This is a genomic window from Nocardia sp. NPDC059180 (genome assembly GCF_042754945.1).
Taxonomy (GTDB): domain Bacteria; phylum Actinomycetota; class Actinomycetes; order Mycobacteriales; family Mycobacteriaceae; genus Nocardia.
On record NZ_JBHZBU010000006.1, the window covers coordinates 183,225 to 205,643 of the forward strand.

Below are 22,419 nucleotides of genomic sequence, written 5' to 3' on the forward strand. Positions count from 1 at the left end.
GCTTCGATCCGTCATTCCTCGCACCGATAGGCTTTCCCCATGGCTGAGTTCATTTACCAGATGAAGAAGGTTCGTAAGGCGCACGGCGACAAGGTCGTGCTCGACGATGTCACCTTGAACTTCCTTCCCGGCGCCAAGATCGGTGTCGTCGGGCCGAACGGCGCCGGTAAATCCAGCGTGCTGAAGATCATGGCCGGATTGGATCAGCCGAACAACGGCGACGCATTCCTCGCCCCCGGTGCGACGGTCGGCATCCTGCAACAGGAGCCGCCGCTCAACGAGGAGAAGACGGTGCGCGGCAACGTCGAGGAGGGCCTCGGCGAGGTCAAGGTCAAGCTCGACCGCTTCAACGAGATCGCCGAACTCATGGCCACCGACTACTCCGACGAGCTCATGGAAGAAATGGGCAAGCTGCAGGAGTACCTCGACCACGCCGACGCCTGGGATATCGACTCCCAGCTGGAGCAGGCCATGGACGCGCTGCGCTGCCCGCCGCCGGAGGAGCCGGTCACCAATCTCTCCGGTGGTGAGCGCCGCCGCGTTGCGCTGTGCAAGCTGCTGCTGAGCAAGCCCGACCTGCTGCTGCTGGATGAGCCGACCAACCACCTCGACGCCGAGAGTGTGCTCTGGCTCGAGCAGCACCTGGCCTCCTACCCGGGCGCCGTGCTCGCCGTCACCCACGACAGGTACTTCCTCGACAATGTCGCGGAATGGATCCTCGAACTGGATCGCGGCCGGGCCTACCCGTACGAGGGCAACTACTCCACCTACCTGGAGAAGAAGGCCCAGCGTCTGGAGGTGCAGGGCAAGAAGGACCAGAAGCTGCAGAAGCGCCTCAAGGACGAACTCGCGTGGGTGCGTTCCGGCGCCAAGGCGCGCCAGGCCAAGAACAAGGCGCGTCTGGGCCGCTACGAGGAAATGGCGGCCGAGGCCGAGAAGCACAGGAAGTTGGATTTCGAGGAGATCCAGATTCCGGCCGGCCCGCGCCTTGGCAATGTGGTGGTCGAGGTGGAGCATCTGGACAAGGGCTTCGGCGATCGCCAGCTGATCAAGGATCTGTCGTTCACGTTGCCGCGCAACGGCATTGTCGGCGTCATCGGTCCCAACGGTGTCGGTAAGACCACGCTGTTCAAGACCATCGTCGGGTTGGAGTCGCCGGATAGTGGCGAGGTGAAGGTCGGCGATACGGTCAAGCTGAGCTACGTCGACCAGAACCGCGCGGGCATCGACCCGAAGAAGAACGTCTGGCAGGTCGTCTCCGACGGGCTGGACTTCATCGAGGTCGGCAACCAGGAGATGCCTTCGCGCGCCTACGTCAGCGCGTTCGGTTTCAAGGGCCCGGATCAGCAGAAGCCGGCCGGGGTGCTCTCCGGTGGTGAACGCAACCGGCTCAACCTGGCGCTGACGCTCAAGCAGGGCGGCAACCTGATCCTGCTCGACGAGCCGACCAACGACCTGGACGTCGAGACGCTCGGCTCGCTGGAGAACGCGCTCGAGCAGTTCCCCGGTTGCGCCGTGGTCATCTCCCACGACCGCTGGTTCCTCGACCGCACCTGCACCCACATCCTGGCGTGGGAAGGCGATGCCGACAACGACGCCAAGTGGTTCTGGTTCGAAGGCAACTTCGAAGCGTACGAGGCGAACAAGATCGAGCGGCTCGGTCCCGAGGCCGCCCGGCCGCATCGCGTCACCCACCGGAAGCTGACTCGCGGGTAACCGCAAAGCTATTGCCCACACGCCTCGGGTGCGGGACTAGTGTCGAGACCGGCGTCACTTTGTTGCGGAACCGAATCCGAGGGAGTTGGCGAAAAAATGACGGTCTCGTCCGAATTGTCCAGTGCGGCGTGGGTCGCGGGGTTGCCGCAACCGTTGCGCGGCGACCTCGCCGCCCTGGAAGAGGCATACTTCCGCCACGTCGACGCGGGCGATGTGGACTGCGCGATCACCGGGATCACCCAGATCTTCCGCAGGCATCTGGAGCTGGCGATGACTCGCAGCCCGGGCCGGGCCCTCGTTCGGGTATATCACCCCGACGACGGGTCCGGCCTCGGCGCCGCGGTCCAGGTGGTCACCGACGATATGCCCCTGCTGGTGGAGTCGATCACCTCGTCGCTGAGCCGGATGGGGGTCAGCGTCAGCGAGGTGATCCATCCGATCTTCGAGATCGAGCGCGATGCCGACGGCAGGCTGATCGACGCCAAACCACACGAGGTCGATGCCAACGGCGGCGTGGGGCTACGGGAAAGCTGGATGCATCTGCAATTGCATCCCTCGACAAGTCGTGCGGTACTCGACCGGGTCGAGTCGTCGATGCCGGATGTGGTGGCCGATGTACGGCAGGTCATCGGCGATACGGCCGCCATCCGGACGGCGCAGAGCACGCTGGCCGACGCGCTCGATCGTGCTGCCGCTGCCGCAACAGCGCCCTTCTCCTCCGTCGACCTGATTGATTGCGCGAATCTGTTGCGCTGGTTGGCAAGTGGACACTTCACCGTCCTCGGCTACGCCCGCTACCGCACGGTCTCCGATGCCTCCGAAGTCGTCCCGGATTCCTGCCTCGGGGTGTTGCGCCCCGGGGTCGGCACGGATTTCGACGTCCCCGTGACCAGCGGTGAGCAGCCGCTGCTGATGCTCACCCAGGGCCTCGTTCCGGCCACCGTGCATCGATCGGTGTATCCGTATTTCATCGGTGTCGCCGACCTCGACGGCACCGGCGCGGTGGTCGGCCAGCATCTGTTCATCGGTGTTTTCACCGTCACCGCCGTCCATGAAAACGTGCTCGACATCCCGGTGATCTCGCGCCGGGTGCGGTCGGTGATCGAGGACAGCGGATTCGATCTGGATTCGTTCTCCGGGCAGGGGATGCTCGAGGTCGTCCAGTCGTTCCCGCGCACCGAGCTGTTCTCCTCCGACACCGAAACCCTGCGCCGGACCGCCACCGCGGTGCTGAATGTGAGCCTGCGCAGGCAGGTGCGGTTGTTCATGCGTGCGGACGGTTTCGGCCGGTTCGTCGCGTGCATGGTGTACCTGCCCCGCGACCGCTACACCACCGCGGTGCGCCTGGAAATGCAGGAGATCCTGGTCCGGGAGCTGGGCGGTGTATCCATCGACTATTCGGCTCGGGTGAGCGAAAGCGAGCTCGCCAGTGTGTATTTCACGGTGCGCATGCCCGGAGCCGAGGCAGGTACCCGGGGGCAGATACCGATGGTGGCCGACACCTCCGAGGACAACAGGCTGCGCATCCAGCGGCTGCTCGACGCGGCCAGCCACACCTGGGACGACCACCTCGACGACGCGGTCAGCACCTCGACGGTGCTCGACCCCGGCGTGGTCGACCGCTACACCGAAGCGTTCCCCGAGGGCTACAAGCAGGATTTCGAGCCCGCAAGGGCGCTGGCCGATATCGCGCGGCTGGAGCGGCTGACCGAAGGCGATATCGACCAGTACCTGTACCGCCGGCCCGCCGCGGCGCCGGGATCGTGGCGGTTCAGCCTCTACATCGGCGGCACCGGGGTATCGCTGAGTCAGGTGCTGCCGGTTTTGCAGAGCCTCGGTGTCGAGGTGGTCGACGAACGCCCGTACCAGATCCAGCTCGAAACGGCGACGGGCGAAGCGGCCGCCGAACGCTGGATCTACGACTTCGGTCTGCTGGCCAGGCCCGAGTTGCTGCGCAGTGCGCTGGACGAGGATCTCGACGCCGAACTCCTGGAGTCGGCGGCCCGACCGGATGTGGTCGACGCCAGGGCACGCGGCCTGCGCGCGCGGTTCGTCGAGGCCTTCGCCGCAGTATGGTACGGACGTGCCGAAGCGGATGGGCTGAACGAACTGGTGCTGCGTGCTCGGATGCCGTGGCGCGAGGTGGCCATCCTGCGCACCTACGCGCGCTACCTCCAGCAGGCCGGGTTCCCGTACAGCCAGGCCAATATCGCCCGCGTGCTGCTGAGCTATCCGGATGCGGCGCGACTGTTCGCGGAGTTGTTCGCGGCCAGATTCGATCCCGACGCCTGCTCCGCCGAACGGGCCGCGGAATTGGAGGCAGAGGTTCGCGGCCGGATCGACCAGGTGGTGAGCCTGGACGCGGACCGCATCCTGCGGGCCATCCTCGGCCTGATCGCGGCAACGCTGCGCACGAACTACTACGTCACCGACGCCGACGGTCTCGCGCGTGACTACATCTCGATGAAGGTCGAGCCGCGCGAGATCGCCGAATTGCCCAAGCCGCGGCCGCAATTCGAGATCTTCGTGTATTCACCGCGGGTGGAGGGTGTGCATCTGCGGTTCGGTGCGGTGGCGCGTGGTGGTTTGCGTTGGTCGGATCGGTTGGAGGATTTCCGGACCGAGGTTCTGGGTCTGGTGAAGGCGCAGGCGGTGAAGAATGCGGTGATCGTGCCGGTGGGGGCCAAGGGCGGCTTCGTGGTGAAGCAACCGCCTGCGGCCACGGGTGATCCGGGTGTGGATCGTCAGGCGCTCGGCGCCGAAGGGGTCGCCTGCTACCGGACCTTCATCTCCGGCTTGCTGGATGTCACCGACAATGTCGACCTGGCGACCGGTGCGGTGCTGCCACCGGCGAAAGTCGTGCGGCGCGACGGCGATGACACCTATCTCGTCGTCGCCGCCGACAAGGGCACGGCCAGCTTCTCCGATGTGGCCAATGAGGTGGCCAAGAGCTACGGTTTCTGGCTCGGTGACGCCTTCGCCTCGGGTGGTTCGGCAGGCTACGACCACAAGGCGATGGGCATTACCGCCAAGGGTGCCTGGGAAAGTGTGAAACGGCACTTCCAGGAGATGGGAATCGACACTCAGGCCAAGGATTTCACGGTCGTCGGTATCGGTGACATGAGCGGTGACGTATTCGGCAACGGCATGCTGTTGTCCGAGCACATCCGACTCGTGGCGGCGTTCGACCACCGCCACATTTTCCTCGATCCGACTCCAGATGCGGCCTCCTCGTATGCCGAGCGCAGGCGGATGTTCGACCTGCCGCGCTCGTCGTGGGCCGAATACGACACCTCGAAGATCAGCGAGGGCGGCGGCGTCTGGGATCGCACGGTGAAATCTGTGCCGATCAGTGCGCAGGCGCGCCTGGCGCTCGGGCTGGCCGACGACGTGACCGCATTGTCTCCGCCGGAACTGGTCCGCGCCATCCTGCTCGCCCCGGCGCAATTGCTCTGGAACGGCGGCATCGGCACCTACGTCAAGGCCAGTACCGAATCCAATGCCGACGTCGGTGACAAATCCAACGATCCGGTGCGCGTCAACGGAAACCAGCTGCGAGTCAACGTCGTCGGCGAGGGCGGTAACCTCGGTGCCACCGCGCTCGGTCGCATCGAGTTCTGCCGCAACGGCGGCAAGATGAACACCGATGCCCTCGACAACTCTGCCGGCGTGGACTGCTCCGACCACGAGGTCAATATCAAGGTCCTGCTCGATGGTGTGGTGAGTGGCGGCCTGCTTCCCGAATCAGAACGTAACCCGCTGCTCGCCTCGATGACCGACGAGGTCGCGTACATGGTGTTGCGCGATAACGTCTCCCAGAACTTCCTGATGGGCATCTCGCGGTCGGACGCACCGCGCATGCTGAATGTGCATCGCCGGGTGATCGAAGGTCTGGAGGAGCGTCGCGGTCTGGACCGGGAACTCGAGGCGCTGCCGTCGGATCCGGAGATGAAGCGCAGGCATGAGGAAGGCACCGGGTTGGCCTCGCCGGAGTTGGCCAACCTGATGGCCCATGTGAAGCTGGCGCTCAAGGGTGATCTGCTCGACTCCGACCTGCCGGATATGGCGTACTTCGCCACCCGTCTGCCCGACTACTTTCCGGCGCCGTTGCGCGGGCGCTTCGGCACCGCCATCAAGAAGCACCGGCTGCGCCGGGAAATCCTCACGACCGTGATCGTGAACGAAGTGGTCGACTACGGCGGGATCACCTACGCGCATCGGCTGAACGAGGAGGTCGGCGCCACCGCCAGCGATTCGGTGCGTTCGTTCACCGCCGTCACCGAGATCTTCGGGCTGCACGACATCTGGGCCAGGATCCGCGCCGCCGACACCTCGGTCGCGCTGCGCGACGAACTGGAGCTGGAAACCAAACGCACCCTGGACCGGGCTTCGCGCTGGCTGCTGACCAACCGCCCGCAGCCGATCGCGGTCGGCGCCGAGGTCAACCGGTACAGCCGCGGTGTCCGCGAGCTCGCGCCGAGGGTACCCGGCTGGCTGCGTGGCCACCACGTCGCGACGCTGACCGATCAGAGCGCCGAGCTCATCGCCCGCGGAGCGCCCACCGACCTGTCGACCGAGATCTTCGGGCTGCTGAATCTGTTCCCGCTGCTGGATGTCATCGATATCGCCGATATCACCGACCGCTCCGGCGACGAGGTGGGTGCGCTGTACTACGCGCTCAACGAGCATCTGAAGATCGATTGGCTGCTCGAGGCGGTCAGTCACCTCGAACGCGGTGACCGCTGGCACGCCTTGGCCCGGCTCGCGTTGCGCGACGATATGTACAGCTCGCTGCGTTCGCTCACCCTCGATGTGCTCTCCGGCGGCGACCCGGAAGAGACCGCGGACGAGAAGATTGCATACTGGGAGTCGAAGAATCAGTCCCGGCTCGGGCGTGCCCGAGCCGCGCTGTCGGAGTTGTTCGAGTCCGGAACCCACGATCTGGCCACGCTGTCGGTCGCCGCGAGGCAGGTGCGAAGCATGGTGAGTGGGGCGGGCACCCAGTCGGAGGTATCACGGTGACAAGTGTCGGATCGCTGAACGGAACACCCAAAGCGAAAGACACGGTCGCGTTGCCCAAGCGGTTCCACGCCAAGGTCGACATTCGATGGTCGGATATGGACGCGTTCCAGCACGTCAACCACGCGCGGATGGTGACGCTGCTCGAGGAGGCGCGTATTCCGTGGCTGTTCGAGGACGATCGACCCACGGCTGCCCTGCGGCAGGGCTGTGTGCTGGCCGATCTGCATGTCCGCTACCGCGGCCAGCTCCGGCACGAGGACACCCCGCTCGATATCGCGATGTGGATCGAACAGTTGCGTGCGGTCGACTTCACGGTCGCCTACGAGGTGCGGGCCGCGGGCGCCGCGCCGGATTCGCCGCCCGCGGTGATCGCCTCCACCCAGCTCGCCGCCTTCGATATGGACACCCAGCGGCTGCGCAGGCTGACCTCGGACGAGCGCGACTACCTGTCACAGTGGATGGGTGAGTGATTCGCACACGGTGATCGTCATTCTGTGATGTCCGAACAACGGGTGTTGTACGTCGGCGACCCGGCCGAGCGTGAGAACCTCGCGACCTTCCTCGGCCGGGCCATCCGGTTGGATCCCGCGGTGGTGGTGCGGTTGCGCCGTCGTGGTGAGCGGTTCGTGTCGGCTTGGGTGGCGACGGGATTCGAGACGCTTGCGGCGCGGACGGTGGTCGCCGAGCTCGGCGTCGACGACGTCACCGTCGGCGCCGATGTGGTGCTGACGGGACTCGCCTCCGGCAGCCCGATCGACCTCGGCTATTCGATGGATTCGGCATGGCGTGGCGCGCTGCCGCCGGATTCCGGCTTCACCCATATCGATGATGTGCCGGCCCGGACCTTGGTCGAGCTCGCCGAGCAGGGCGCGGATTTGGCCAAGGAGCACGGTTCCGGGCACGGCCCGCCTGCCTCGCTGCTGGATCAGCCCGTGCTGACCGTCTCCGGTGACTCGATACAGGTGCAGGTGCCGATGCGCGTCGTGTTCGCCCTGACCGCAATGGATTTCATCCCGCACTCGGGGGAGCGGGCGGACTCACGCCGCATCCCGCCCGCCGAGATCGTGCGAGTCCGCGCCAGCAAGACCTGGCTACGCCTGGATGCCCGCTACGGTTCGGTGGCCCGGCGTCTCGGCGGCGGCCTGCCGCTCACCCCGCGCTGAGCGGTCACCTGCACGGTTCGTTCTCGACGCTCGGCGTTCTCAGCTGATGCCGATCGCGCGCAGCAGGGCGGTGGTAGCCGCCGCAGCGAAGATCACCACCAGCAGGGGACAGCGGCGCCAGGCCAGGATGCCGCCGACCAGAACCCCCGCAGGCAAGGCCAAGCCGAATTCGTCGCCGAACGGCAGCGCGGTGGTGGCGACCAGCCCCGCCAGCAGGATGACGGCGCCGATTTCGAGCAGCCGAGCCGCACGCGGCGGAAACCGGACCCGATTGCGCAGTGCCGGTCCCGCCCACCGGAACAGGTAGGTGCCGACCGCCATGGTGAGCATGGCGGGAAGCAGTAGCGGTGAATCAATCACAGCGCTCCCAACGCGAAGATCAACCCGGCCAAGGCGATCAGTACCGGCAGTCCCGCCGGTACGAACGGCGTTGTGAGCACAGCCAATCCGGCACCGGCGCCAGCGGCCCGCAGTGTGGCGCGATCACGCAAGGCAGGCAGTATCAGTGCCAGCAGCACCGCGGGAAAGACCGCGTCCAACCCGAACGCCGAGGTATCGGGCACCACGCTGCCGATGGCGGCTCCGGCCAGCGCGCCCAGCGGCCAGAGGACCGCGATGCCGAGACCGCACAGCCAGTAGGCGGTGCGGCGCCGTTCGAGATCACCGGGTGCCAGGGCGAACGCCACGCTCTCGTCCACCATCAGTTGCACGCCGAGCAGCCGCCGAACTCCGGTGCCGAACACATCCGGCATCGACAGCCCATACGGCAGATGCCTGGCGTTGACCAGCAGACCGGCCGACGCAGCCGCCAGGGGCCCGGCACCCGCGGTGAGAATGCCGAAGAACAGGAATTCGGAACCTCCCGCCAAGACCGTCGACGCCAGCAGCACCGGCATCCACATCGGGAACCCGGAACCGACCACCGCCGCGCCGTAGGAGACCCCGATCATCGCGACGGCCACGCAGGTCGCCGCGATACTGGACAACGTGTCCCGGTCTAGTGTTCGCCATATCGAACGCATGTTGCTTATAGTGAACACATCGGACGGGCTCAGTCAACGCGATAACCGACACGGGTGCGCGACCGCGGCAGCTGGACTGCTGGGTGGGGGCTTCTCGGCATCGCACGGCGGTTCTGTGCGAGCAGCAGCGACAGGGAGCACGTGATGGCAGCAGACGAACCGGCGAGGGCGCCGAAGACGGTGATCGCCGCATCGCTACGCCGGGAACGCGGTCGTGCGGGGCTGTCGCTCACCGAGGTCGCCGCCCGTGCCGGTGTCGCCAAATCGACGCTGTCGCAACTGGAATCGGGTTCGGGGAATCCGAGCCTGGAAACGCTGTGGGCGCTGTGCGTCGCCCTGGACATGCCCTTCTCGCGGCTGCTCGACCCGCCACGGCAGAGCGTGCGGGTGATCCGGGCGGGTGAGGGTCCGGTGGTCGCCGCGGCCGAGTCGGAGTACCGGGCGACCCTGCTCGCCGCAGGCCCGGCCGATGCCCGGCGGGATCTGTACCGGATCACCGCCGAACCGGGCGAGCCGCGCCGATCCGAACCGCATCTGCACGGATCGGTCGAACACATCCTGCTCGGTGCAGGGCGCGCCCGTGCCGGGCTGACCGACGCGCCGGAGGAGTTGGAGCCCGGCGACTACCTCAGCTACCCGGGTGACCTTCCGCATCTGTTCGAGGCGCTGGAACCGGGCACTTGGGCGACGCTGGTTGTCGAGCATCGCTGATGGCGGACACCGAGATTCCATACGCCGCATCGCGGATCTCGGCCCACGATGCGGTCTGGAAACCCTCCTGCAGCCCGTTGCCGTCGACGCATGCCTCTCGGAGCAGGAAGCCGGCCCCGGGCCGAGGGCTCACGCGGCCCCCTCACCCAGGTACTGCAACCACACCGGATCCAGCTCGGTGACGGTCGACAGCAGCCGCCAATGCGGTCCCTTCGGCGACACCAGCGGTGCCCGCAGCGTCCAACCCAGCTCGCTGAGCAGTTTGTCGGCTTTGCGGTGATTGCAGGGTGCGCAGCTTGCCACGCAGTTCTCCCAGCTGTGTTCACCACCGCGACTGCGGGGGACGACGTGATCGATGGTTTCGGCCTTGCCGCCGCAATAGCCGCAGCGGTAGCGGTCGCGCTGCATGAGCGCGGCGCGGGTCATCGGAACCCTGGCTCGGTAGGGGACGCGGACGTAGGTACGCAGGCGGATCACCGACGGGATCGTGAGCGAGGATCCGGCCGAATGCAGGACCGGTCCTTCCGGGTCGTGGTGGACGGTGTCGGCCTTGTCGCAGATGAGCAGCACCACGGCGCGACGCGCGGACAGCGCGGTCAGCGGCTCGTAGGTGGCATTGAGCAGCAGGACGCGGCGTTTGAGCCAGTTATCGGTGGGGAGGGGCAGCAGGGTGGGTGCGGTGTCGGGGCGATGATTGTCGCCGGCGCGGTGCGCGCCCGGATGATGGTCGGTCAACAAGTGCAGCTGAGTAGCCCCCGACCCACGATTGTGGACGTCGGCGGGCTGGAGTTGTCGGTGCGCCCTCGCCTCCTGTGATCGGGCGCCGTGCCGCTGCTTCATGTCGACCCCAATTTCATCATTTCAAGATCATGTGGTATCTCGGCCGAGACTGCCACCAAGTTGACCACGGAATGCGGGCCGGTGCACGGTGATTTAACACAATGTCGGGTTAACTGTGGCTGAAGAGCCATCGGGCCGCGATGTAGGTGAGCAGGCCGGTACGCGGGCACAATGGAGCCCAGCGCATCCAGCGAATCGAGAGGGTCTATGACTTCGGGCGAGCAGACAGCGACGTCGTTCTATCAGGCGGTCGGCGGCGAGGACACCTTCCGCCGGATCATCGCGGCGTTCTACCGCGAGGTGGCCGCAGACGAGGTGCTGCGCCCGATGTATCCGGAAGAGGATCTCGGCCCCGCCGAGCGGCGTCTGCGGATGTTCCTCGAGCAGTATTGGGGCGGGCCGCGCACCTACAGCGACGAGCGCGGGCATCCCCGACTCCGGATGCGGCACATGCCGTTCGAGATCGGCCCGGTCCAGCGCGATGCCTGGTTGCGCTGCATGCGGATCGGGGTGGCCGAGATCGAGCCCGAGGTACTCGACGACGAACACCGCAAAGCCTTGCTCGAGTATCTGGAAATGGCCGCGAACTCGCTGATGAACGCCGCCTGGTGAGGGCGGCGGGGTGAGTGTGGCGGCGCTGAACGGCAGCTCCGGCCCGTGGTGGGAGGCTGCGGTCTTCTACCAGGTGTATCCACGCTCCTTCGCCGACTCCGATGGCGACGGCACCGGCGACCTCGGCGGTGTGCGCGCGAAGCTGGGTTATCTGGAGCGGCTCGGCGTGGACGCGCTGTGGATCTGCCCGGTGATGCGTTCGCCGATGACCGACGGCGGCTACGACGTCGCCGATCCGCGCGATATCGACCCGCTGTTCGGTGGGATGGCCGCGTTCGACGCACTGATCGCGGCGGCGCACGCTCGCGACATCAAGATCACCATGGACCTGGTCCCCAATCACACCAGCGACGCGCATCCATGGTTCCGGGACGCGCTCGCCGCCGGCCCCGGCAGCCCAGAACGGGCGCGCTACCACTTCCACGACGGTCGCGGCCCCGACGGTGCGCTGCCGCCGAACAACTGGCCGAGCATCTTCGGCGGTCCGGCCTGGACCAGGGTCGTCGAGGCCGACGGCCGCCAGGGGCAGTGGTATCTGCACCTGTTCGCGGCCGAGCAGCCCGACCTGAACTGGGACAACCCGGAGATCGTCACCGATTTCGAGCAGACGTTGCGGTTCTGGCTCGATCGCGGCGTCGACGGCTTCCGCATCGATGTCGCACACGGCATGGCAAAACCGGACGGACTGCCCGACATGGCACGGGTCGACACCAGGATGCTCATCCACGACGACACCGACCCGCGCTTCAACAACCCCGGCGTACACGACATCCACCGGCGGATGCGCCAGGTGCTCGACGACTACCCGCACGCGGTGTCGATCGGTGAGGTCTGGGTCGACGACAACATCCGCTTCGGCGAATACGTCCGCCCCGACGAACTGCATCTGGCGTTCAACTTCCGCCTGGCCGAGACCCCGTTCGATGCCGCAGCCGTGCACGAAGCCATCGATAACTCGCTGTGCGCGGTCACCCCGGTCGGCGCGACGCCCACCTGGACGCTGTCCAATCACGACATCGAACGCGAGGTGACCCGCTACGGCGGCGGTGCGCTCGGTATCGCGCGAGCCAGAGCGATGATCCTGGTCGAACTGGCATTGCCGGGCGCGGTGTTCATCTACAACGGGGCCGAGCTGGGCCTGCCGAATGTCGACGACCTGCCCGTTGAGGTCCTTCAGGACCCGGTATGGGAACGCACCGGTCATGCCGAACGCGGCCGCGACGGTTGCCGGGTGCCGATTCCCTGGGACGGCGCGCGGCCCCCGTTCGGGTTCACCACCGCGGCGCAGTCGTGGCTGCCGATCCCGGACGATTGGTCCGAGCTGACGGTCGCCGCCCAGCTCGAACAGCTCGACTCCACCCTCGCCCTGTACCGCAGGGCGATCGAACTGCGACGCAAGCGCCCCGAGTTCACCGGCCCCGGCCTGGACTGGCATCCGGGCCCGCCGGGGTGCCTGGTCTTCGGCCGCCCCGGCGGGCTGATCTGCGTGCTCAACACCTCGGATGTGGCGGTCGCACTGCTGCCGGGGGAGCCGCTGCTCACCAGTGCACCGCTGACCGCAGGCCTGCTCCCGGCCAATGCGGCGGCCTGGTTGGTGTGAGGTCGGGCACCTGTGGACACGCCGTGCCTACCGGCGAAACGGCGCTGGTAGGCGACCGGTAGCGCGTCTACTACACGCCATCGTCTACCTTTGAGTCGTGAGCATTCTCGAGACAGTGCTGATCTTCGTCGGCATCCCGCTGGTGATCTACGGCGTGATCGCCGGATTGTCGTTTCTCGGTAAGCCGCTGCCCGGCGAAAAGCCGGTCCACTACGACCTGAGCAAGAAGTGGACCTCCGAGCCGGTGCTGTGGAGTGCGACCGACGAGGTGACCGTGTACGGGCACCACATTGCTGAATCGCATGGTCACCATGCGGCTATCGAAACCGCGGACGCGGAGCTGATCGGAGGCAGGGCAAGTGGCAGGTTCTAGTTGGCCCGCGGTGGTCGAGTCCGATCTACCGCACGGATATGCCCTGATGACCAGTGGACGCGTGTCCGGCGTGCACGAGGCGGGCGACGTCTTCAAGGAAGCGCCGTTCAACAATGATGAGCGGCTGCTCATGGACAACGTGCTCACCGAGGCCACCCGCGCCACCAAGGTGCGGTTCAACGTCTACATCGGTGACCTCGGCGCGGACCCGTCCGCCGGTGTCGACGCGATCTTCCCGGTGACCCCCGAGGCCACCCGGTCGGTGCTCATCGCCGTCTCGCCTAATGAGCGCGCCGTCGAGGTGCGCTCAGGCAAGGACGTCGCCGACCGCGCCAACGACCGCGTTTGCCAGCTCGGCGTCACCGCCGCATTGAGCTCGATGCGTCAGGGTCAGCTCATCGACGGTCTGGTCTCGGCCGTGCGGGTGATGGCCGCCGCCATCGGCCGCTGAATCGAAGTACCAGCACCCCTCTGTTGCCGGGTGATGCGCGAGGATCGCGCGTCGGCTGCCCGTGCGGCGGAGGGGTGTGGTGTCTGCGCAGCCGCTGTCGGGCCGGAACTTGTCCGCCCAGAGCAGAATTCGCCTGTCCGGCACGGGCGCGGCGGTACGCTCCGGCTATGAGCGAGCATCCGAGGTTGCACTCCATTCCCGGAGGACGCGAGGAGCGCGCCGCCCGGCCGGCAACCCGATCCGACGGCGAACCGCTGTGGCGCGAGGTGCTCGGAACCCGGCTGCGTTCCCTGCGGAAGGAACAGCAGGAAACGCTCGCCGAAACCGCGGGCCGGGCCGGTGTCTCGCCTCAGTACCTGTCTGAGGTCGAGCGCGGACGTAAGGAACCATCCAGCGAGATGATCGCCGCGCTTGCCGGCGCGCTCGGCACATCACTGGGTGAGTTGACCGGCGATGTAGCCGAATCCCTGCGCCGCCGCCCTGCCCTGCGTCCGGCCGAAGGTCACTTCGCCCGCCCGGCGATCGAGTCGGCGGTTCCGAACCCGGCGCCGCAGACGGCCCCGCGAACTCCGCGAATCGTCATGTTGGCCGCCTGATCGCCCGCGACGTGCAGCGGGCGCCTGCCGTGCGGCCCGGAGACCCCGCGGCCGGCGGATCCGCGCACGCCTGACGCCCTCGCTTCCTGCCGAAACTCTCGGCGCCCATCCATTGGAGCTCCGGGCGCTGCCACCGGACTGCCTGTGCACGTCCCTCGTACGTGGAGCGGGCCGGGCACGTCACCCTGCTGAATCTGGCTCACCGTGCGTTGAGCACCTGATCCACGAGACCGTAATCGACGGCAGCCGCCGCGGTGAACACCCGATCACGGTCGGTATCACGCCGCAGCGTCTCGGTGGGCCTGCCGGTGTGGTGGGACAGGATCGACTCGATCGCGGCCCGCATCCGCACCAGCTCGTCGGCCTGCAGAATCAGATCGGGGATCGTGCCCTGACCACGCCCTGCGGGCTGATGCAGCACCACTCGCGCATGCGGCAGCATGGAGCGCCTGCCCGGTGCGCCCGCAGCCAGCAGCACCGCGCCGACGGCGATGGCCTGACCGACACAGGTGGTCACGACCGGCGCCTTGATGAACCGCATGGTGTCGTACACCGCGAGCATTGCGGGCAGGTCGCCGCCCTCGCAGTTGATGTAGAGGTTGATCTCCTGCTCCGGGTTCTCCGACTCGAGATGCAACAGTTGAGCGATGAGCGCGTTGGCGACACCCGCATCGATCGGCGTGCCGAGGTAGACGATCCGTTCGGCCAGCAGATGCGAGTAGACATCCATGATCCGCTCGCCGCCAGGCTGCCGGGCGATGACATTGGGAATGGTGTAGCTGGTCATGAGATTCCGATCTTCTGGCGTTGCGGCACCACCTGGTCGAACGATTCGACGATGTGGTCGATGAAGCCGTATTCCTTGGCCTGCGTGGCGGTGAACCAGCGGTCGTGCAGGGAATCCTCGTAGATCCGCTCATAGGGCTGCCCGGTGTCGGCGGCGATGAGCCCGAGGACCGTTTCCACGGTGTAGCGCAGGTCGTCGGCCTGCACCTCGACCTCCACGGCGCTGCCGCCGATACCCGCCGAACCCTGATGCATCAGGATGCGGGCGTGCGGTAGCGCGAAACGCCGCCCCGGATCGCCTGCCGAGAGCAGGAATTGCCCGGCGCTGCACGCCAACCCGAGGGCGAGCGTGGAGATCTCGCAGGGCACCAGCCGCATCACGTCACGGATGGCGAGCATCGTGGGGACCGAGCCGCCGGGGGAGTGGATCCACAGCGAGATCCCGGCGTCCGGGTCTTCCGCGGCGAGGGTGAGCATCTGGGTCATCAGCAGGGTGCCGTTGTCGTCGTCGAGCCCACCGTCGAGGACGAGGATGCGCCTGCCGAAGAGTTGTTCGCGTGCCCGCCAGCCGAACAGTGGGGCTTTGTCGTCGTGTGCCATGCCTCCACCGTGCCCCGCACCGGTGCGAGAAATCTCGCCACGCTGCCCTGGGCAGATCTGCTCACAGCAGCGAGGCCGGGTAGACGCGAAACAGGCCCGGATCCAGTGGGATCCGGGCCTGTTCCGTCGGTGTATTGCGCGCCTTTACTTCGCGTCGAAGTCGCGGGCGCGCAGCGAACGCTCGATGCCCGCCTTACCCTCGCTCACCAGTCGCGCCAGTGCGGGCGGGCGCTCGTCGGCCAGGAACTCGTCGGCGCTGGCCACGGCGGCCTCGCTGATCTCCCAGGACGGGTAGAGCCCGACCACGACGGTCTGCGCGACCTCGCTGGACCGGCGTTCCCAGACCTCGGGGATCTCGGCGAAGTAGCGCTCCACGAACGAGTTCAGCAGCTCACCCTGGCCTGCGGGCGCGAACCCGTTGACGATGGAGCGCGCGGTGATATTCGGCACCGAATCGTCGCCCATCACCGTCGCCCACGCGTGCTCCTTCACCTCGGCAATCGGCCGGGCCGTAGCCGCCGCTGCCGCCTGCCGTTTACCCGCCGCGGTCTGATCGTTGGCCAGTTCCGCGTCGATGGCCGGAGTGTCCACACCGTCGGCGTCGATCTCACCCGCCGCCGCAAGCGCCGTCACGATCCGCCAGCGCAGGTCGGTGTCGATGACCAGCCCGGCCAGCCCGACCGCAGCCGGGTCGCCGTCGAGCAGCTCGCGCAACACCTCGGTGTGCCATGCCGACAGCTTCGCGCCGGTCAGCGCGTTGACGAAGGCGAGCTGGTGATCCGAGCCGGGCTCGGCCTCGCGGGCCAATTCCAGCAGGCGGTTGGCGAAATCGGACCAGCCGGCCTCGGCGGCCCACGTCGGATCGGCGTAGCTGTTGAGAGTGGTGTTGGCCTGCATGAGCAGCCGCTGCACCACCCCGATCTCGGATTCCGCGCCGACACCACGCTGCACCAGCGCCACGAAATCGCGGGCCCGCAGCTCGGCCTGGCGGGTCATCTCCCAGGCCGCCGACCAGGCCAGCGTGCGCGGCAACGGTTCGGCGATATCGGCGATGCGGTTGATCAGCACATCGAGGGAATCGGCGTCGAGGCGGATCGAGCAGTAGGTCAGGTCGTCATCGTTGACCAGGACGAACTTGCCGCGGGGGACGCCGGCCAACTCGGCGACCTCGGTGCGTTCGGCGGCGTCGAGGTCCAGTTCGACGCGGTGCGTGCGAACCAGCTTGCCGTCGGCGTCATCGTCGTAGACGCCGATCGCGAGCCGGTGTACGCGCTGTTCACCGGCGCCGGGCGCGGCACCCTCCTGCACCACGGTGAAGGCGCTGAACTTACCGTCGGCGTCGACCTCGAACTCCGGGCGCATGATGTTCAAACCGGTGGTCTTGAGCCACTGCGCGCCCCAGGTCGACAGGTCGCGACCCGACGACTTCTCCAGCGCTGCCAGCAGATCATCGAAAGTGGCATTGCCGTAGGCATGTTCGGCGAAGTAGGCGCGCAGCCCGGCCAGGAACGGCTCCAGCCCCACATAGGCGACGAGCTGCTTGAGCACGCTGGCGCCCTTGGCGTAGGTGATGCCGTCGAAGTTGACCTCCACCGCGGCCAGATCCGGGATGTCGGCGGCAATGGGGTGGGTGGAGGGCAGCTGATCCTGGCGGTAGGCCCAGGACTTCTCCACATTCGCGAAAGTGGTCCAGGCGCTGGTGTATTCGGTGGCCTCGGCCTGGCACAGCACCGAGGCGAAGGTGGCGAACGATTCGTTGAGCCAGAGATCGTCCCACCACTTCATGGTCACCAGATCGCCGAACCACATATGCGCCATCTCGTGCAGCACGGTCTCGGCGCGGCGCTCGTAGGAGGCGCGGGTGACCTTGGACCGGAAGACGTAGTCCTCCAGGAACGTCACCGCGCCCGCGTTCTCCATAGCGCCCGCATTGAACTCCGGCACAAACAGTTGGTCGTACTTGCCGAACGCGTACGGCACGCCGAAGTTGCTGTGGTAGAAGCCGAAACCCTGCTTGGTCTCGGTGAACAGCCGGTCGGCGTCCATATGTTCGGCCAGCGAGGCGCGGCAGTAGATGCCGAGCGGAATGCTGCCGTGATCGTCGGTGTAGGTGTCGGTCCACTGTGCGTACGGGCCGGCGATGAGCGCGACCAGGTAGGTGCTCATCTTCGGGGTGGTGCGGAACAGGTGGTCGGCCGGGTCGGCGGCGATGATGGCGTCGACCGGGGCGCCGTTGGAGATCACCTTCCAGCCGGTCGGTGCCGTCACGGCGACGGTGAAGGTCGCCTTCAGGTCGGGCTGGTCGAAGCAGGCGAACATGCGCTTGGCGTCGGCGGTTTCGAACTGTGAGTACAGGTACACCGCGTCGTCGGCCGGGTCGACGAACCGGTGCAGGCCTTCACCGGTGTGCGAGTACTCGCAGTCGGCCTCGACCACGAGTTCGTTGGTGGCCGCGAGGTCGGTCAGCGTGATGCCGGCGGACTCGTCGTAGCCGGAGACATCGAGCGCGGTCCCGTTCAGCACCGCCGACCGGACGCCGCGCGCGACGATATCGATGAACGTGGCGGCTCCCGGCGTCGCGGTGAAGCTGACGGTGCTACGGGAGAAGAAGGTCTGCTCGCCCGGGTTGCCCGACCCGTCGGTCAGATCGAGCTCGATACGGTAATTGTCGACCGAGACGGTCGCGGCGCGCTCGATCGCCTGTTCACGGGTGAGGTTCGGTGCGGACATCGGACTCCTTCTGGTCGAAGAACTGAAACGGGCACGGCGTTTCCCACAATGCCACGTCGGTAAGGTTGCCCGCGCGGAAGTAAATTCCGCACCGAGAACCATCGACCGACGATCGGAGCTGCGACGTGAAGCATGTGCACGCCGGGAAGGTGCGCGACCTGTACGAGGACGGCGACACCCTGCTGCTCGTCGCCTCCGATCGGGTGTCGGTCTACGACGTGGTGCTTCCCACTCCGATCCCGGACAAGGGCTCGCTGCTGACCCAGCTGTCGAACTGGTGGTTCCAGTTCTTCGCCGACGTACCCAACCATGTGCTGTCGACCACCGACGTGCCCGCCGAGTTCGGCGCTCGTGCGATCCGGGTGAAACCGCTGCGGATGGTCCAGGTCGAATGCATCGCCCGCGGCTACCTCACCGGGTCGGGGCTGAAGGAGTACCAGCAGAGCGGGACCGTGTCCGGTATTGCGCTGCCGCCCGGACTGCGCGACGGCGACCGGCTGCCCGAGCCGATCTTCACCCCTTCCACCAAGGCCGCCGAGGGCCACGATGAGGCGATCAGCTTCGCCGATGTGGTCGACCAGGAGGGCCGCGAGGTCGCGGAGCGGCTGCGCGAGCTCACCCTCGGCGTCTACTCCCGCGGGGCTGCTCACGCCGCCGAGCGCGGCGTGATCGTGGCCGACACCAAGCTCGAGTTCGGCTGGGACGGTGACACCCTCACCCTCGGTGACGAGGTGCTTACCTCCGATTCGTCGCGGTTCTGGCCTGCCGATGAATGGGAACCGGGCCGTCCGCAGCGCTCCTTCGACAAGCAGTTCGTCCGCGACTGGTCCACCTCGACCGGCTGGGACAAGGAACCGCCCGGCCCGGAGATCCCCGCCGACATCGTCACGGTTACCCGGCAGAAGTACATGGAGGCCTACGAGCTCATCACCGGTCAGAAGTGGTCCGGCTCGGCGGGCTGAGCGCGATCCGGTCGGTCGGCAGCAGGCCAGGACAGCCGGGCGAGGCAGCGGGTCCGAGCGTGTAGCCGCATCGGTTGCCCGACCTACCGCACACCACCCCGGCCGAGTTGCCGTCGAGCGCGGGCGCGCTGCTCTCGGCCGAGACACTCAGCGGTGGCGCAGCCGAGCGGCGCGAATCATCAAATAGTCGCGTTCGGCCCCGTTCGTGGTGCGGCCGGCAGCGGCGGTGTAGTCGGAGATGGCGGCCTCCGCATCGCCGGCCATCTCGTGGAGGTGGCCGCGGACTGCGTCGAGCCTATGGCTGTCTGCGAGCGCATCGGCGACGGTGTCGGTGAGCGTCAGCCCGGCGGCCGGTCCTCGAACCATGGCGGTGGCGATCGCGCGGTTCAACGTCACCATCGGGTTGGGTGCGATGCGCTCCAGCAGCAGATACAGCGACAGGACTCGCCCCCAATCGGTGTCCTCGGTCGACGTCGCCTGTGCGTGCAGTACCGCGATCGCGGCCTGTATCTGATACGAGCCGACGAGCCCGTGATCCAGGGTGGCCGTCGTCATCCGGACACCTTCGGTGATCGCCACGCGGTCCCACCGGCTCCGGTCCTGTTCGGCCAGCGGGATCAGCTCGCCGTGTTGCCCGGTGCGGGCGTCGCGCCGGGCATCGGTCAACAGCATGAGGGCGAGCAGGCCGCCGACCTCGGGATCGTCGGGCATCATCCGATACACCGCGCGCGTCAACCGGATCGCCTCGGCGGACAGGTCCGCGCGCCGCAGCCGGACGCCGGAGACCGCGGTGTGGCCCTCGGTGAAGATCAGATACAGCACATGCAGCACGGCATCGAGGCGTCCGCGCCACTCATCGTCGCCGGGGGGAGCGAACGGCCGATCGAGGCCGGCCAGCCGCTTCTTGGCCCGGGTGATGCGCTGGGCCATGGTCGCCTCCGGCAGCAGGAACGCCCGCGCGATCTCAGCGGTGGTCAGCCCGCCCACTGCGCGCAATGTGAGTGCGATCGCGCTCGCCGGTGGAAGCGCCGGATGGCAGCACAGGAACAACAGCATCAGCGAGTCGTCCTGGTCGGTGATGGCTTCGGTGGGCTCGGCCTCGCGCAGCGCGACGACGGACTCCCGGTTGCGCCGGGCGACCTCGGCGCGCACGGCATCGGCCATCCGCCGCTGCGCGACCTGAATGAGCCAACCGCGCGGATTCTCCGGCCTGCCCTCGGCGGGCCACTGGGTGGCGGCAGCGAGTAGCGCCTCCTGCACAGCGTCCTCGGCGGTGGTGAAATCGCCGAACCTGCGGACCAATACGGCGAGGACTTGCGGCGCGAGCTCGCGCAGCAGGTCCTCGACCTCGCGATCGGCGATGATCACCGGTCGACGTCGGGTGCGCTCATCACCGCACGCACCTCGATGTACTCACCGATCGGTACACCACCCGGTCCGGGAGCGGCCGACGCTTCGGCGGCGATCTCCAGCGCGCGTTCGGGGCTGTCCACATCGACGATCCAGTACCCGGCCAGGAACTCCTTCGTCTCCGGGAACGGCCCGTCGGTGACCACGGGCGCCGTGCGGCCGTCGGAACTCACGATCCGCGCTTCCTCCGGTCCGGCCAGGCCCTGTGCGTCGACCAGCTCACCCGCTGCGGCCAGCTTCCCGCCGAGGGCGCGCTGGAAATCGATATGCGCCTGGATGTCCTCCGGCGCCCACTCGTTCATCGGGGTATCGCAGTTGGCGGTGCGGCCGTAGGTCTTGACCAGCATGTACTTCATATCGGGCTCCCTGTTCTCAGTGCGTTCGGTGACGCTCTCGTGAACAGGTCGGAGCCGGGTCGGCAGTTACGACACAGTTCGGCCGTAGCGGTTGTTGTGTGCGTCACAGTGGTGGTCAGAAGGGGACGGAGGTGTCGGCCAGCCGGTCCGGATCCACCGGTTCCCCCGCGAGAATCAGCTGCTTGATCCGGTCGGTGACATCCCAGACGTTGACATTCATCCCGGCGAGCACCCGGTTCGCGCCGTCGAGCCAGAACGCCACGAACTCGCGGGTGGCCAGGTCACCGCGCACCACGACCCGCTCGTAGGCGCCGGGCGCGACGTAGCCGGTGTACTCCATCCCGAGGTCGTACTGGTCGGTGAAGAAGTACGGCAGCCGGTCGTAGGCCGCGTTCTTGCCGAGCATGCTCGCCGCGGCGACCGCGGGCTGGTTCAGCGCGTTCGCCCAATGCTCCACCCGAATGCGGCGGCCAAGCACCGGATGGTCCTGTTCGGCGATATCGCCCACCGCGACGATGTCGGGATCGCTGGTGGTCAGGCCCGCGTCCACCAGCACGCCGCCGTCGACGGCGAGCCCGGCATCGGCCGCGAGCTCGATATTCGGCCTGGCGCCGACCGCGACCAGAATGGCGTCCGCCTCGATGACGGTGCTGTCGCCGAGCCGCACACCGAGGGCGATCTCGTCGTGGGTGAGGATCTCGGCGACCTGTACGCCGAAGCGCAGGTCCACGCCGTGCGCGCGGTGCAGATCGGCGAAAACGGCACCCATCTCGGGCCCGAGCGCATTGAGCAGGGGCGCGTCGGCCGCCTCGACGATCGTCACCTCCACACCCGCGTCCCGTGCCGCAGCGGCGACCTCGAGCCCGATCCAGCCCGCACCGATGATGGCCAGTCGCTTCGCGCTGCGGAACAACTCGATGAGGGTGTCGGAGTCGTCGATGGTGCGCAGGGTGTACACATTCGGCGCGTCCGCCCCAGGGATGGGCAGTCGGCGCGGGGTGGCGCCGGTGGCCAATGCCAGCTTGTCGTACGGCAGGGTGGAGCCATCGGGCAGCGTCACCGTCTTGGCGGCCGGATCGATCGCGGTGACGGCGGTACCGAGCCTCAGATCCACGTGATGGTCGCGGTACCAGGGCTTGTCCTCGACGGTGAAGTCGTCGAAGGCCTTCTTCCCGGCCAGATGCTCCTTCGACAGCGGCGGTCGCTCGTAGGGCAGATGCTCCTCGTCACAGAGAACGGTGACGGTGCCGTCGAAGTCGTTGTCGCGCAACGCTTGCGCGATCTTGGCGCCGGCGAGACCGCCACCGACGACGACGAAGTGTTGCGCAGAGGTCATAGTGGACTCCTATCGCCAGGCGAATCGAGCTCCTCGAACCTCAGCTTAGGTCGGTGTGCGATGCCGGTTCGCCGAATCCGGGAACGAATCGGGCCGGTCGATGGTTGCTCGGTACGACAGCGGCAGCGCCGCT

At 67.3% G+C, this 22,419-nt stretch carries 20 protein-coding genes; 11 read left to right on the top strand and 9 right to left on the bottom strand.

Annotation, left to right across the window (positions count from 1 at the left end; genetic code table 11):
- The first annotated feature begins 39 nt into the window (after positions 1 to 39).
- The 4 genes from ettA (at position 40) to ACFXNW_RS20185 (ending at position 7,901) form a co-directional block, all read left to right on the top strand.
- Complete coding sequence (gene ettA, locus ACFXNW_RS20170; RefSeq protein ID WP_379419248.1) at positions 40 to 1,716, top strand: energy-dependent translational throttle protein EttA; 1,677 nt, start codon at positions 40 to 42, stop codon at positions 1,714 to 1,716.
- A 96-nt stretch (positions 1,717 to 1,812) separates the two neighbouring features.
- Positions 1,813 to 6,738, top strand: a complete 4,926-nt coding sequence (locus tag ACFXNW_RS20175) for an NAD-glutamate dehydrogenase (protein WP_379419249.1) — start codon at positions 1,813 to 1,815, stop codon at positions 6,736 to 6,738.
- A 14-nt stretch (positions 6,739 to 6,752) separates the two neighbouring features.
- Positions 6,753 to 7,208: an acyl-CoA thioesterase gene (locus ACFXNW_RS20180; RefSeq protein WP_379419461.1), complete on the top strand. Its 456-nt coding sequence runs from the start codon at positions 6,753 to 6,755 to the stop codon at positions 7,206 to 7,208.
- Positions 7,209 to 7,235: 27 nt separating this feature from the next.
- Positions 7,236 to 7,901, top strand: coding sequence for a hypothetical protein (locus ACFXNW_RS20185; RefSeq protein WP_379419462.1), 666 nt, complete (start codon positions 7,236 to 7,238; stop codon positions 7,899 to 7,901).
- A 39-nt stretch (positions 7,902 to 7,940) separates the two neighbouring features.
- Here ACFXNW_RS20185 and ACFXNW_RS20190 read toward each other — a convergent pair whose 3' ends face one another.
- Together ACFXNW_RS20190 and ACFXNW_RS20195 are read right to left on the bottom strand one after the other, a co-directional pair.
- Positions 7,941 to 8,258 (bottom strand): AzlD domain-containing protein, encoded by a 318-nt coding sequence (locus ACFXNW_RS20190; RefSeq protein ID WP_379419463.1) that lies wholly within the window; start codon positions 8,256 to 8,258, stop codon positions 7,941 to 7,943.
- Complete coding sequence (locus ACFXNW_RS20195; protein ID WP_379419250.1) at positions 8,258 to 8,923, bottom strand: AzlC family ABC transporter permease; 666 nt, start codon at positions 8,921 to 8,923, stop codon at positions 8,258 to 8,260. The genes ACFXNW_RS20190 and ACFXNW_RS20195 overlap by 1 nt, the downstream gene beginning before the upstream one ends.
- A 144-nt stretch (positions 8,924 to 9,067) precedes the next feature.
- On the opposite strand from ACFXNW_RS20195, the gene ACFXNW_RS20200 reads away from it, so the two are divergent.
- Positions 9,068 to 9,634, top strand: a complete 567-nt coding sequence (locus tag ACFXNW_RS20200; protein WP_379419251.1) for a helix-turn-helix domain-containing protein — start codon at positions 9,068 to 9,070, stop codon at positions 9,632 to 9,634.
- A 129-nt stretch (positions 9,635 to 9,763) separates the two neighbouring features.
- On the opposite strand, the gene ACFXNW_RS20205 is transcribed toward ACFXNW_RS20200, so the two are convergent.
- Positions 9,764 to 10,474: an HNH endonuclease gene (locus tag ACFXNW_RS20205; RefSeq protein ID WP_379419252.1), complete on the bottom strand. Its 711-nt coding sequence runs from the start codon at positions 10,472 to 10,474 to the stop codon at positions 9,764 to 9,766.
- 207 nt (positions 10,475 to 10,681) lie between these two features.
- On the opposite strand from ACFXNW_RS20205, the gene ACFXNW_RS20210 reads away from it, so the two are divergent.
- The 5 genes from ACFXNW_RS20210 (at position 10,682) to ACFXNW_RS20230 (ending at position 14,106) form a co-directional block, all read left to right on the top strand.
- Complete coding sequence (locus tag ACFXNW_RS20210) at positions 10,682 to 11,086, top strand: globin (protein WP_379419253.1); 405 nt, start codon at positions 10,682 to 10,684, stop codon at positions 11,084 to 11,086.
- Between the two features lie 10 nt (positions 11,087 to 11,096).
- Complete coding sequence (locus ACFXNW_RS20215) at positions 11,097 to 12,686, top strand: glycoside hydrolase family 13 protein (RefSeq protein ID WP_379419254.1); 1,590 nt, start codon at positions 11,097 to 11,099, stop codon at positions 12,684 to 12,686.
- 97 nt (positions 12,687 to 12,783) lie between these two features.
- Positions 12,784 to 13,059 (top strand): hypothetical protein, encoded by a 276-nt coding sequence (locus ACFXNW_RS20220; protein ID WP_048833062.1) that lies wholly within the window; start codon positions 12,784 to 12,786, stop codon positions 13,057 to 13,059.
- Entirely contained in the window at positions 13,046 to 13,510 is a 465-nt protein-coding gene (locus ACFXNW_RS20225; protein WP_379419255.1) for a DUF5130 domain-containing protein, read from the top strand. The genes ACFXNW_RS20220 and ACFXNW_RS20225 overlap by 14 nt, the downstream gene beginning before the upstream one ends.
- Positions 13,511 to 13,677: 167 nt before the next feature.
- Positions 13,678 to 14,106 carry a helix-turn-helix domain-containing protein gene (locus ACFXNW_RS20230; protein ID WP_379419256.1) on the top strand — a complete coding sequence of 143 codons (429 nt, stop codon included), beginning with the start codon at positions 13,678 to 13,680 and terminating at the stop codon, positions 14,104 to 14,106.
- Between the two features lie 199 nt (positions 14,107 to 14,305).
- Here ACFXNW_RS20230 and ACFXNW_RS20235 read toward each other — a convergent pair whose 3' ends face one another.
- From ACFXNW_RS20235 to pepN, 3 genes are all read right to left on the bottom strand, one after another.
- On the bottom strand, positions 14,306 to 14,893 hold the full coding sequence (locus tag ACFXNW_RS20235) for a ClpP family protease (protein WP_379419257.1): 588 nt from the start codon (positions 14,891 to 14,893) through the stop codon (positions 14,306 to 14,308).
- Positions 14,890 to 15,492, bottom strand: a complete 603-nt coding sequence (locus ACFXNW_RS20240) for a ClpP family protease (RefSeq protein WP_379419258.1) — start codon at positions 15,490 to 15,492, stop codon at positions 14,890 to 14,892. The genes ACFXNW_RS20235 and ACFXNW_RS20240 overlap by 4 nt, the downstream gene beginning before the upstream one ends.
- A gap of 144 nt (positions 15,493 to 15,636) precedes the next feature.
- Entirely contained in the window at positions 15,637 to 18,222 is a 2,586-nt protein-coding gene (gene pepN / locus ACFXNW_RS20245; RefSeq protein ID WP_379419259.1) for an aminopeptidase N, read from the bottom strand.
- 125 nt (positions 18,223 to 18,347) lie between these two features.
- Between pepN and ACFXNW_RS20250 the strand changes: the two genes are divergently transcribed.
- On the top strand, positions 18,348 to 19,184 hold the full coding sequence (locus tag ACFXNW_RS20250; RefSeq protein WP_379419260.1) for a phosphoribosylaminoimidazolesuccinocarboxamide synthase: 837 nt from the start codon (positions 18,348 to 18,350) through the stop codon (positions 19,182 to 19,184).
- A 147-nt stretch (positions 19,185 to 19,331) separates the two neighbouring features.
- On the opposite strand, the gene ACFXNW_RS20255 is transcribed toward ACFXNW_RS20250, so the two are convergent.
- From ACFXNW_RS20255 to ACFXNW_RS20265, 3 genes are all read right to left on the bottom strand, one after another.
- Positions 19,332 to 20,552: an RNA polymerase sigma factor gene (locus ACFXNW_RS20255; protein WP_379419261.1), complete on the bottom strand. Its 1,221-nt coding sequence runs from the start codon at positions 20,550 to 20,552 to the stop codon at positions 19,332 to 19,334.
- A complete protein-coding gene (locus ACFXNW_RS20260) occupies positions 20,549 to 20,950 on the bottom strand; it encodes a YciI family protein (RefSeq protein WP_379419262.1) in 402 nt (133 codons plus the stop codon). Before ACFXNW_RS20260 ends, ACFXNW_RS20255 begins: the two co-directional genes overlap by 4 nt.
- A gap of 115 nt (positions 20,951 to 21,065) precedes the next feature.
- On the bottom strand, positions 21,066 to 22,286 hold the full coding sequence (locus ACFXNW_RS20265; protein WP_379419263.1) for an NAD(P)/FAD-dependent oxidoreductase: 1,221 nt from the start codon (positions 22,284 to 22,286) through the stop codon (positions 21,066 to 21,068).
- Between the last annotated feature and the right edge of the window lie 133 nt (positions 22,287 to 22,419).